We start from the raw sequence: 262 nt of genomic DNA on the forward strand, positions 1-262 counted from the left end.
GTATGTAAATATGCGAACCATTAAAGGATTTAGTGCATTACCGTCACCATTAAAAAACCCATTTACCACGCATATTACCGTGCTGCGTGATAGCAGTGAAGATGTGTACTCAGGAATTGAGTGGCAAGCGGGCAGTGTTGAAAGTGAAAAAATGCTCGTTTTTTTATGTGAAGAAATGGGCGTAACTCGGCTTCGTTTTACCCAAGAATGTGGTTTAGGTATTAAAAATATCTCTAAAGAGGGATCAGAGCGATTAATACGC

The 262-nt window shown here is 39.7% G+C and carries 1 pseudogene; it reads left to right on the forward strand.

Going from position 1 to position 262, the window contains the following annotated elements:
• Window positions 1–262, forward strand: a pseudogene (locus tag AAEY79_RS15380) (NADP-dependent isocitrate dehydrogenase); the annotation flags it as partial.

It is taken from the genome of Psychrobacter sp. GW64-MNA-CIBAN-0177 (assembly GCF_040309585.1).
GTDB lineage: Bacteria > Pseudomonadota > Gammaproteobacteria > Pseudomonadales > Moraxellaceae > Psychrobacter > Psychrobacter okhotskensis.